This window comes from Photorhabdus australis DSM 17609 (assembly GCF_000711895.1).
Classification (GTDB): domain Bacteria; phylum Pseudomonadota; class Gammaproteobacteria; order Enterobacterales; family Enterobacteriaceae; genus Photorhabdus; species Photorhabdus australis.
In genome coordinates this window covers 67,152-79,383 of the sequence record NZ_JONO01000015.1, presented here as the reverse complement: position 1 = coordinate 79,383, position 12,232 = coordinate 67,152, and the positions used below count along the sequence as shown (strand labels likewise).

7 protein-coding genes are annotated in these 12,232 nt (G+C 43.3%); 4 read left to right on the top strand and 3 right to left on the bottom strand.

Annotated features, from left to right (window positions below):
- Positions 1 to 61 precede the first annotated feature (61 nt).
- The gene (locus tag BO26_RS06870; protein ID WP_036770262.1) at positions 62 to 3,283 is read right to left on the bottom strand and encodes a DEAD/DEAH box helicase; all 3,222 of its coding nucleotides are present in this window, start codon (positions 3,281 to 3,283) and stop codon (positions 62 to 64) included.
- A 226-nt stretch (positions 3,284 to 3,509) separates the two neighbouring features.
- Here BO26_RS06870 and BO26_RS06865 point away from each other — a divergent pair, with 226 nt between their 5' ends.
- A complete protein-coding gene (locus BO26_RS06865; RefSeq protein ID WP_036770259.1) occupies positions 3,510 to 4,421 on the top strand; it encodes a restriction endonuclease in 912 nt (303 codons plus the stop codon).
- A gap of 264 nt (positions 4,422 to 4,685) precedes the next feature.
- On the opposite strand, the gene lysC is transcribed toward BO26_RS06865, so the two are convergent.
- Positions 4,686 to 6,065 (bottom strand): lysine-sensitive aspartokinase 3, encoded by a 1,380-nt coding sequence (lysC, locus tag BO26_RS06860; protein ID WP_036770258.1) that lies wholly within the window; start codon positions 6,063 to 6,065, stop codon positions 4,686 to 4,688.
- Between the two features lie 293 nt (positions 6,066 to 6,358).
- Here lysC and pgi point away from each other — a divergent pair, with 293 nt between their 5' ends.
- The 3 genes from pgi (at position 6,359) to ubiA (ending at position 9,597) form a co-directional block, all read left to right on the top strand.
- A complete protein-coding gene (pgi, locus tag BO26_RS06855) occupies positions 6,359 to 8,005 on the top strand; it encodes a glucose-6-phosphate isomerase (RefSeq protein ID WP_036770257.1) in 1,647 nt (548 codons plus the stop codon).
- A gap of 192 nt (positions 8,006 to 8,197) precedes the next feature.
- The gene (ubiC, locus tag BO26_RS06850) at positions 8,198 to 8,710 is read left to right on the top strand and encodes a chorismate lyase (protein ID WP_036770256.1); all 513 of its coding nucleotides are present in this window, start codon (positions 8,198 to 8,200) and stop codon (positions 8,708 to 8,710) included.
- A gap of 32 nt (positions 8,711 to 8,742) precedes the next feature.
- Complete coding sequence (ubiA, locus tag BO26_RS06845; protein WP_036770255.1) at positions 8,743 to 9,597, top strand: 4-hydroxybenzoate octaprenyltransferase; 855 nt, start codon at positions 8,743 to 8,745, stop codon at positions 9,595 to 9,597.
- A gap of 49 nt (positions 9,598 to 9,646) precedes the next feature.
- Here the strand turns inward: ubiA and plsB are convergent, their stop codons facing one another.
- On the bottom strand, positions 9,647 to 12,103 hold the full coding sequence (gene plsB / locus BO26_RS06840) for a glycerol-3-phosphate 1-O-acyltransferase PlsB (protein ID WP_036770304.1): 2,457 nt from the start codon (positions 12,101 to 12,103) through the stop codon (positions 9,647 to 9,649).
- Positions 12,104 to 12,232 lie beyond the last annotated feature (129 nt).

The window sequence follows — 12,232 nt, the reverse complement described above, 5'->3', positions numbered from 1 at the left end:
ACGCTGGCTCTTCAAATCCTCAGTTCCCTTAATGAACTAATCAATTAATCTGTGTTGTTTGTTATAGCAGTTCATTGGCAACCGAGAAATATTTGCAGCCAGACCAGATTTCTTTGCTGCCGACGATATAGACTCTTTTCTGCGCACGGGTGACAGCGACATTCAGTAGGTTAGGTTTAGAGGATGCCCATTTAGTTGCACCGCGCTTTTCAGTAGATAGTCCGAGTACGAAGATGACATTTTTCTCCTCTTTACCCTGAAAGGTATGGACGGTGCCGATTCGCTCATCTAGCCATTTATTTCGTCCATTGATGGGGGATAACTTTTCTTTCAGAAAAATGTTTAGTTCCTTTTTAATGTGTTTAAAGGGGGAAATGATGTAAGCATCCGGCAGTTTTTTATAATGATCAATATAGGCTTGTAGCATGGTCAGGACATGTTGGGCTTGCTCGGGAACAAAATGTTTGCCTTCAGTACAGCCCCGTACATCAAACCAACAACTGGGGCCCCAGAAAGACGTCTCATCACTCCATGGATTATCCAGACCGTGCAGCATTTTGTTGTTGTAGGCGATCTCATTGGCAATACTGAACATAGGTTCATCGCAGCGGCGGTGGACGCGTAACGGGCTTCCCAACCATGTATTTTTAGCGATCTGCTCTGTGCCGTAAGGATTTACTCTGTCTGCCAGGTTTTGTACTGACGTTATGGTCGGAGACCATAATTTCCATTGTTCACCGAGTTCGCGCCTGGCAATACCTTCAACGAAAGCAGGTGGAATGGTAAATACCGGTTCTATCTGTAATGGATCGCCTACGACTATAGCTCGTTTTGCTCGCCACAGCGCTCCAGCAGCTTGTTGAGGAGTTGCCTGGCCCGCTTCATCAATGAACAGCCAGCCAATATCCCCGTCATCTAGTGCGCTGAACTGACGAGCCACAGAGGCAAACGTTGAGGATACTACTGGGACGATCATAAACAGCAATTGCCACAAGGCTTTGGCGGCCTGTTTGTCCGCTATTCTGCCGTTAATCACATTCATGATAACGAGTAGGGAATCTGAGAAGTGGCACTCTTTGTAAGCTGCGGCAAGCCATGCTTGATGTAACTCAAGGGCTTTTACAGTAAGGCGGTTTCTGGCTTCGTTCAACGCTGGGCATAGGCCAGATGCAGTGCGTTGAATGGCAGGCGCTTCCAGATCGGTATCTTGTCCAGTAAAAAGTACACCAGCATATTTCTCTTTAAGAATCATGCAGGTTTGTTGTTCGCTTTCCAGCTCGGCCTGCAAGTGTTCCCATGTATATTGATCTTTTTGATATTGTGCTTCCGCTTTATTACGGCGTAGCGTCAAACCCGTAATGATGGCCCGTAAACGACACCTGTGCCTGATGCGCAGGTCCCACCAATTGATTTTCCTTTGCTGAAGTTTTGTCAGGCGCGTATTCAGGCAAAGGATACGAAATCGTTCACGTTCTGCTTTCTGTTTCTGAACCCGGCAGTTTTCTTCCAATATGGGTAGACTCTCCAGTTTTTTTAGCTCACTGAGAAGTATCTCAAGCTCCTTTTGAGCTTGTCGAAACGCGTTCTGCGCCTGAGTAAACGAGGAGGTAGCATCAGAGCTATTTGCTAACTGTTTAATGGCAGCAGCCAGTGTACGGTATTGGTCGGCAGGAGGCGGGGCGATGCACTTTTCCGTTGTCTGGAAGATAGCTCGTGTACCAAATATCTCCCGGTTTTTTTGTTTACCCAATGCGGCAGCAATCAGTCCCCAGCACTCTGTTTTCTCAGTTAAAGGAGTGATCTTATATTTGTCCTGACCGTCAGGCAGCTCATGAAAGGCGGCTAGTTTTTGCGCGACAGGCTTAAGGTAACTGATATCCTGCCAGGATTTTCCCAGACTTTTTATCTGGGGTAATTCTTGAGAAATATTCTCAACGGCTGCGTTATTGCTAGAAACAACAATCATTTCAAAGCCAGTGAGCGATGGTGACAAGCATTTAACGGTGCGTTGCTTGTCACCTAACGTAACAGTAATTTCATGGCTGAAGGCATCCGCAGCACTATTAAGATCAGCCAATACTTCTGCCCGTTTCACCAGATTGCTGGCAATAAGGTCACGAAGCATGGTTGTTTTTCCTGTTCCTGGCGGACCATTGACAGAATAGAGGCCACTTAGCGACAGCTCTTCTTCAATCGTGTTGATGGCAAATTGTTGCATCAAGCTCATGGAATGGGCGGTTTCGGTGGGCCAACGACCTAAGGGGAGCTTATTTAACCTCAACATTTCCAGGAGTAAAGGCTTACCATCAGGTGTCAGTAAATCTGGTTTTCTTTTTTCTGTGTCAGACAGATAACGTTCTAAAGGAGAATTAAATGTGAATCCATCCCGTTTTATACATTCCATGATTCGCTCTATATCACGGATATAAAAACTGTTGAGAATAGTTATTTCCTTGGTTTCTTTTATTAAAGGAGTTGAACTTTCAGTTTTTAATTTATTGATATCTGCTTTCGCTATCTTCTCTGGCAAGGTTGATAGATGAGGTAATAAATTGATGTCCAGCTCAATATGCTTTGAGTGGTTTTTTCCTTTTTTTGTTTTCGCCTGAGCAAGCTTGATGTACAGGGCAGGAGTTGATATTTCGGGGCTAAAGTCTGTCCACTCTGCCATTGATTTAAGAAATTCGATAATTTCATAAGTCGTCAGTTTGGCAGGTAGCCTATATTGTTGTTTCAGGTTATCAGCTACTGCCATGACGTCGAGAAAATGCTGGCGCAATTTCTCCGTATCTTTTTCATATGTGCTTAGCGTAATGTTGTCGAGTCCGTTTTTTTTCAGTTGTCCTATAGCCCAGGTTACAGTGGAGAATGCAAAACTGTCTTTGCCAGCACATCCATCCTGATCGACATATAGTGTAATAGAGCATGTCCGGCCTTCATCCTGATTTTGTTCTTCTTTGTCATTGATGATGTCCGGAAATGCACATTTGGCGCGCTCAAAGATTTCACTGCGATCAAAGATGCCGAAGTACAACGTGTAATTATATTTTTTCGCAGGAGAGAAATTTTTCCCTGCGCGCCTTATTTGCTGAGGGTTAATCCATGGCAGGCAAGTGGGGTCCTGTAGCTCTTCTGGCGTTAACTTAATGACTCCTTCGGCTTCCTCTTCTAGTTCCTTTATATCTGTGGATTCAAAGAATTCGATTTTGTGCCAGTAATCCAGCACCCGGAGAGCCTGGCTACTATTACTGTGTAAGGTACTACTCTGATTTTTATAATCCATTTAGCGGAGATGTCCTGTCCTAATGATTTATATTTTTCAGTTATGTTAACTCCCCTAATGAATTATGTTCAATGGGAAGATTTTAAAGACAAGTCACTCATTTGTAAGGTGCTGTATAGGTTGGCTCAGTGGTATATTGGTGAAATTTGATCAAACGTGTGACAGATACTCTATCAGGATTGATAAAAAAATCTGGTCAGAGAGCAGCATAACCAGGAATGTTGATATGGCGGTACCAACCTACGATAAATTTATTGAGCCTGTTTTGCGTTTTTTAGCGGGGAAACAAAAAGGTGCGCTAGCCCGTGATGCGCATGAGGCTGCGGCAGATGCCCTCCATTTGGATGAAAATCAGCGAGCTGAAGTGGTTGCCAGCGGACAACTGGTTTATAAGAACCGCGCTGGTTGGGCACACGATCGCCTGAAGCGAGCTGGGTTGTCACAAAGTCTTTCCAGAGGAAAATGGTGCTTGACGCCACTAGGCTTTAGCTGGGTATTGTCACACCCTCAGCCACTGAGTGAAGATGAAGTGACGCATCTCGCTTTTGATTTTATGGATGTGAAATTGAAACAACAACTCGATGGAGTTGAGCAAGATACTAAACCTGAACCTCTTAACCAAGAAGAGCTGGCAAAGAGCAGCCCTGATGATCGGCTGGATCGGGCATTAAAAGAACTACGTGATGCGGTAGCAGATGAGTTACTTGAAAACCTGCTACAAGTTTCCCCTGCTCGTTTTGAGGTAATTGTGCTGGATGTTTTACATCGTCTGGGGTACGGCGGGCATCGGGATGATTTACAACGGATTGGTGGAACAGGTGATGGTGGGATTGATGGCATTATCTCTCTCGATAAACTGGGGCTGGAAAAAGTCTATGTACAGGCGAAACGCTGGCAAAATACGGTAGGGCGTCCTGAACTTCAGGCTTTTTATGGTGCTCTGGCAGGACAAAAAGCAAAACGTGGTGTATTTATTACTACATCAGGTTTTACTTCTCAGGCCCGTGATTTTGCTCATTCCGTTGAGGGAATGGTGCTGGTCGATGGAGAGCGTTTGGTTCATCTAATGATTGAAAACGAGGTTGGCGTTTCTTCCCGCCTTTTGCGAGTGCCAAAACTGGATATGGATTACTTTTAGTAATAAAAATGAATATACAGTAGTATTACAGCCGTATTTATCCTGTCGATGGAATACAACCTCTACGACAATAGCGGCATTGTTGGGCATGATACTGGTGCGTAGTCTCCAGTCAGGCCAGTATAGGATGTGCTCAAGTGTACCACCGATATTTTTTCTCCTACACACGTAAGACTACCATCCTGCTTTGTCTCTTAATCAGGATATTGGATTAAGAGACAAATTTTAATCTAGGAAGGATATCAAGTACCTACAAGATCGTATTCATTCAAACAAACTCTGATGAAGAGTTTGAACGATTTGCTCGGCATCTTTGCCAGGAACAAGCAGGCATAGATTATGATTGCTGGCGCCATGGCTGATCATACGAATATTGAATGCTTCCAGTGCATCAAAAATCTGTTTTCCTAATCCGCTGACCTGAGAAAGTTGGTTACCAATAATTGCTACCAGAGCCAGATCTTCTTCCACTTCAACTCGGCATAGCGTTGAAAGCTCAGTCATAAGCGCATTGGTTAGCAGATAACCATTTTTGCTAGTGGAACCTGTTGTATCGAGCGTTAATGCCACATTTACTTCAGATGTGGTGATCAAATCCACGGAGATGTTATGACGTGACAAAATGGTAAATATTCCAGCTAGAAATCCTTGAGCATGCAACATCTTCAAGCTATGTAGTGTCAGTAGTGTTTGTTTTCGACGCAGGGCGATAGCACGGAATTGTGGTGGCGCTGTTGTTGTATCACAAACCAGTGTACCGCCAGCTTGTGGATTCTTACTAGAACCAACAAATACCGGAATGTCACAACGAATAGCTGGCAGTAATGTGGCCGGATGTAGAATTTTTGCACCGAATGTTGCCATTTCAGCCGCTTCATCAAAGGCAATTTTGTCAATTCGTTGGGCAGTGGGAACGACTCGCGGGTCAGTAGTGTAAATCCCTGGGACATCTGTCCAAATATCAACACGTTTCAGGTTAAGGGCTTCTCCCAACAGGGCCGCAGTATAGTCACTGCCACCACGTCCTAGTGTGGTGGTTCGCCCTTTTTCTTCACGACCAATAAATCCCTGAGTAATTATCAGGGCATTTTGTAGCCGTGGTAAGAGATGTTCAGTTACTAGCGATTGAAGCTGTATATTGTCTGGTTCTGCGCAGCCAAAATGATCATTAGTACGCATAATTTTACGGATATCAAACCATTCAACATCGGTACCACGTTGACGGAGTAGCTCAGTAAACAACAATGTAGACATCAGTTCACCGTGGCTGACCAGTTCATCTGTCAGCGCATCTGACGTTGCTAAAGATGCTGCTTCGGAAAGCGCTTTAATGTTTTCCAGCAGGCGGTTGATTTCTTGACGAATAACATCAGAGTCATGCAAACGGTCAACAATTGCGTGTTGAATGGTGTGGATCTGTTTCAGGTAGTCAGCACGTTTATCTGCGTCGCAACCTTCCGCCAACGCGATTAATAAGTTAGTAATACCAGCAGATGCGGACAGTACGACTAAACGTACTTCTTTATTTGCCAGTACGATATTGGCACTACTATTCATAGCATCGAAATTTGCCACGCTGGTACCACCAAATTTTGCGACTACATATCCGCCAATTTCCGGACATAGGGACGAAACAGCACTCATTGCGATAACCTTCTGTTAACTGAATAGGCTTTTAGAAATATCGGGTTAACAGGTTTGAGTCAACACAGTGAAAGACGACATAAATATCTTTCATGATGATGTAAGAATCATAAAAGAAATTGAGGATAGCGGAGAAAAGTAATTATTTTTTATACACCTCAGCAAATAGAGCTAGAAAAACTTAATTGTTTTGACCAATATCAGTGATTAAAGGAAAAGAGACTTTAATCACAGAATTACAGGTTACAATCTTTACCTTCATTTATTTACTATCATTGATAGAGAGCATAGCCATGAAAAATATCAATCCTGGTCAAACTTCAGCCTGGAAGGCATTAGAACAGCATTTTGTACAGATAAAAGATATTCACATACGTGAGTTGTTTGAACGGGACAAAAATCGTTTTGCTGAGTTCTCCGCGACGTTTGATGACCAGATTTTGGTAGATTTTTCAAAAAACCGTATCACGACTGAAACATTGGAAAAGTTACAGGCACTTGCTAAAGAGACTGATGTTGCCGAGGCTATTCGCAGCATGTTCTCCGGTGAGAAAATTAATCGCACGGAAGATCGCGCCGTACTACATATTGCCTTGCGTAACCGCAGCAATATCCCTGTTATTGTTGATGGGGAGGATGTTATGCAGCAGGTCAACGCTGTGCTGGCAAAAATGAAAGAGTTCAGTGAGTGCGTAATTAATGGTGAGTGGAAAGGTTATACCGGTAAAGGAATTACCGATGTGGTGAATATCGGTATCGGTGGTTCGGATCTCGGTCCTTATATGGTGACGGAAGCGCTGAAACCTTATAAAAATCATTTGAATATGCATTTTGTCTCTAATGTTGATGGAACGCATATCGCGGAGACTTTAAAAGCACTTAACCCGGAAACAACACTGTTCTTAATTGCTTCCAAGACATTTACGACACAGGAAACAATGACCAATGCTCACTCGGCTCGTCACTGGTTTCTGAGAAGTGCCGGTGATGAATCGTATGTGGCCAGGCATTTTGTTGCGCTTTCCACAAATGAGCAGGAAGTGGAGAAGTTTGGTATTGATACCAGAAATATGTTTGAGTTCTGGGATTGGGTTGGTGGCCGTTATTCATTGTGGTCAGCGATTGGCCTGTCTATTGCGCTCTCTGTTGGGTTTGAAAATTTTGAGCAACTGCTTAGTGGTGCACACGCGATGGATCAGCATTTTGCCAATACCCCATTTGAGCAAAATATCCCGGTATTGCTGGCGCTGATTGGCATTTGGTACAACAATTTCTTTGGTTCAGAAACTGAAGCGATTCTGCCATACGATCAGTACATGCATCGTTTTGCGGCATACTTTCAGCAGGGCAATATGGAATCCAATGGTAAATATATTGACCGCAATGGCAATCCGGTGGATTACCAAACAGGTCCAATCATCTGGGGGGAGCCTGGAACCAATGGCCAGCACGCTTTCTATCAGCTTATTCATCAGGGTACTAAACTGATTCCTTGTGATTTTATTGCTCCGGCGGTTAGTCATAACCCATTGAGTGACCATCACAATAAATTGTTATCCAATTTCTTTGCTCAAACGGAAGCATTAGCATTCGGTAAAACTCGTGAACAAGTAGATGCTGAATTTACTGCTAGTGGTAAAACTGTGGCTGAAGTTGAACATGTTGCGCCATTTAAAGTGTTTGAAGGAAACCGTCCGACTAATTCCATTCTGTTACGTGAAATTACACCATTTAGTTTGGGAGCATTGATTGCTATGTATGAGCATAAAATATTTGTACAGGGGGCAATTCTCAACATCTTCACATTTGATCAATGGGGCGTTGAATTGGGTAAGCAACTGGCTAATCGTATTTTGCCGGAACTTGAGGATGATGAAGTAATTGCTAGCCACGATAGCTCAACAAATGGGTTGATTAACTGTTTTAAAGCATGGCGTTAGTCATTCATTCCGAATCAGAAATTTAACTTCTTTATAAAGCGAATTGTGCTTATCATAATTCGCTCATTCTTCTCAAACATTATTTACAAAATTTACTATAACTTTTTACGCTGCATACCCGCACTGTGATATTCTCCGTGGCTGTTAATTATACAATCAAATAATAAGAATTTGTTCATAGTGGAAAAGCGTATGTCAGCAGACTCAATACTAACAACAATGCCTATTCAATGGCTTTCGATGAACTCGTCTGATTTTCCTGATGAGATTTTAGATTGGTTGATGGAATTAGGTTCGATGACCCGACGTTTTGAACAATATTGTGGCCATGTTCATGTTGTACCATTCAGGGAATGTTTTATCACAGGAGAAGAAATTGCTGATGAAAGTGAGCATTTACCAACTAGCCAAAGATATTGGCTGCGTGAAATCGTGTTATATGGTGACAATATCCCCTGGCTATTAGGTCGGACATTAATTCCTGAGGCAACATTAACTGGACCGGATGAAAAATTGGTTGATTTAGGAACAGTTCCACTTGGACGGTATCTTTTTAGTAGCAATAAATTAACGCGGGACTATATTCAGAGAGGGAAACATGGAAATCGTTGGGCAAGGCGATCGTTGCTGAGGTTATCGGGCAAGCCATTATTATTAACGGAAGTCTTTTTACCTGAATCACCTGTGTATAAAAGTAAAATCTAAAATAGAGGGGAGAAACAGAAGTGGCGGGAAGTATGACGCAAAGTAAATGGTGGGCTTATTGCCGTTTAGTGCGTATTGATAGACCTATTGGTTCATTATTGTTGTTATGGCCGACGTTTTGGGCATTGTGGATTGCGGGGAAAGGTATCCCGAATATGCACATATTATTGGTCTTTACTGCCGGCGTATTTTTGATGCGTGCTGCTGGATGTGTAATCAATGATTTTGCTGACAGGAAATTCGATGGCTATGTAGAACGTACAAAGACACGCCCTCTACCTAGCGGTGCTATCAGTGAAAAAGAGAGCAAGATCCTATTTGTTATATTGGTGCTGGTTTCTTTCGGATTAGTTCTGATTCTTAATAAAATGACTATCTACCTGTCATTTGCTGGGTTGGCTTTAGCCTGGGTTTACCCTTTTGTTAAGAGATTCAGTAACCTTCCTCAGTTTGTACTAGGGGCGGCTTATGGCTGGTCTATTCCTATGGGATTTGCTGCGGTTAGTGAGTCCTTACCATTAGAGTGCTGGTTATTATTTCTGGTCAATATCTTGTGGTCAGTGATTTATGATACGCAGTATGCGATGGTCGATCGTAATGATGATTTAAAAATTGGCGTTAAGTCTACTGCTATCCTATTTGGTCGTTTCGATAAGCTGATTATAGGTTTACTACAATTAGTTATGTTACTGATTCTTATGCTGGTAGGCCAGATGATGAACCTTGGTGGTATCTATTATTGGTCGTTATTGCTTGCCGGTGCTTTATTCATTTATCAGCAGAAATTGATTTCAGGGCGGGAAAGGACACTTTGTTTCCAGGCATTCCTCAATAATAACTATGTTGGTCTGGTATTATTCCTTGGTATCTTCTTCAGTTACGTCTGATATATCTGGTGATAATGGGAAACCCCATTATCACCAGTACTCCAAAAAATTACACTGCCTTGGTCGTTTCTTCAGTATCGTTGTGCTCTGCTGGCAAACTGACACTTTCAATAGTAAGACGAATTTCTGGTGACATCAGTTCACTCAATACCTGATACAACTCCTGAGTATTGGCTGTGATTACATCGCCACTATCGCTGATATAACCTTCTTCGCGTAGTGTATTTACCGAAGTTGTAAATACTGCCTTATCGAAGAATTCAGGAGCGTTAATGCCATGTAATACAGACAGACGCTGTGCCAACATCCGACTCTCTTTTTCCAGCATACCCCGGCTAATTTCAGGATTGGCATTCAGTAAAGAAAGGGTGATGGCATAACGTTGTAGTGTCTCACGAACACCTGCTGCCAGTAATTGCAGTGAGCGGATACGTGCTGGGTTCAGCACTAGCATACCCTGTTCTTTGTTGCAGATAAGACACTGGCGGGTAAGTTCATTAATCAGAGTATTAACCACTTCCTGCAGATCTGCTTTGTCGTAACGCATAAACAGCTCTGCTTTGAGCAGTGGATAAATGATGGCTACTTGGCTTAACAACTCTTCGCGGTTAATACGGCGATGATGAATAACAATGCTGGCAATCAGTGATGGCAGTACCAATAAGTGATGGATATTGTTGCGGTAGTAAGTCATCAAAACTGCACGATCACGCGGCAGAATGATGATATCGCCCATACTATCTTTGTCTACTTCGAACTTATCCATTTGCAGAGCGTGTTCTAACAACTCTTCTGCGGTTTTATTGGGTACAGTGACATCGGCAGCATAAGGTGCATTGCTCATGAGTTGTATATAACAGTCCAGTTGCTCGATCAATTGTTCACGAGTAAGTGCTCGCTGACGTGATGAAAGCAGGGCGGTTGTACACAGGTTGATTGCGTTAGCTGCCGCGGCATTGTTGATGTTCACCATAATTTTCCCAGCCAGTTTACTGACTGTTGGGGTAATCCATTCTGGGCGTTGGAATTCTATAGGATCAATAGAGTCGCGCCAGTCAGGAACATAGTGATTAAGGTATTGGATAAGCGGGATAGGTTCGCCAAAGTTTACATAACCTTGCCCCAGATTACGAAGTTTACGTAAACCGCGCATCATCTGGAAAAAGCCTTCTTTTTCCTTAGTTGCACCACGTAGCTCTTTGGCGTAGGTAGCAACTTCCATCACATGTTCGTAACCGATATAAATCGGAACGATAGTGATTGGACGTGATTCGCCTCTCAACAGCGCTTGTAACGTCATGGTCAGAGTACCCGTTTTGGGATCGAGTAAACGACCGGTCCGGGAACGACCGCCTTCCATAAAGTATTCGACAGAGTAACCGCGTGCAAATAACTCGCCCAGATATTCACGGAATATCGTGGCATAGAGTTTATTGCCTTTGAAAGTGCGACGGATAAAAAATGCACCTAAGCGGCGGAAGATCGGCCCTGCTGGCCAAAAATTCAGGTTAATACCTGCAGCGATATGGGGCGGCACCAAACCCTGATGATAGAGCACATAGGAAAGCAGCAGGTAATCCATATGGCTACGATGGCAAGGAGCATAAACCAGTTCGTGACCATCTTGTGCCAGGCGCCGGACCCGTTCAGCGTTATGAACGTTAATCCCTTGGTACAGGCGGTTCCAGGTCCAACCGAGTACACGTCCTGACAGTCGCACAGTTTCATAAGAGAAATCTGCGGCAATTTCTTCCATCATGTTGATGGCATTCTGTTGAGCTTTCTCATGTGAGATTTTCTTGGTACGAACTTCATCGGAGACAGCTTTTTCTATCGCTTTTGAAGCCAGCAATTTATTAAACAGCTCTTGACGGACTGGCAAACGCGGACCTACTGCTGCCAGACGCTGACGTGAATAGTGCATCCGTGCTACACGAGCTAGTTTATGGGCAATCGTCTTGTCAGTACCATGCTCCGTAGCCATATAACGCAGAGATACCGTATTGGAAAAACGTACAAAACTATCTCGGCCAAGCCAGAGAATGGCAAAGAATTTCTGGATACCATTAAGCAGCCGTAGATGTGGGGTACTTTGTCCTTCACGCCCGGGTGAACGACCAAACATGACAGAAACGGGCAGCATTTGAATATCCAGATTCGAATTATTGCGATGCAGGTCCAGATAATCATGGAAAATTTTTACAGATTCTTGCTTTGGTGCGTAATAGCGGAATACACGTGGGCCATTATCAATAAAGACATAGCTGGGAAGTTCGGTATCTCCTATCTCCAGTGGGGTTAAAGGGTCTGGCAGATCCTGTTCCAGGCATTGCTGACGTAATGTCAGCAAATCTGCTGTGGAATGATACGGCAACACGTACAAGATTGGACGCGTTGTATCGAGCCGCAATTCAGTAATGGGATCTGTAGGAATAAGTTTGCTCTTTACCAGTATTTTTAGTGGTAAATTCAATAAATTATAATATATTTTACGCCAACCTGACATAAATAACATAAAGCCTCTTGTTAGCAATAGGTCGCAAGCATACCAGAAACGGGTGTTGAGATCTGTTGAGTTAAGACAATAATAAACATGAAAAGTGGCAAACAACCTCATACATGATGCGAGTAATTT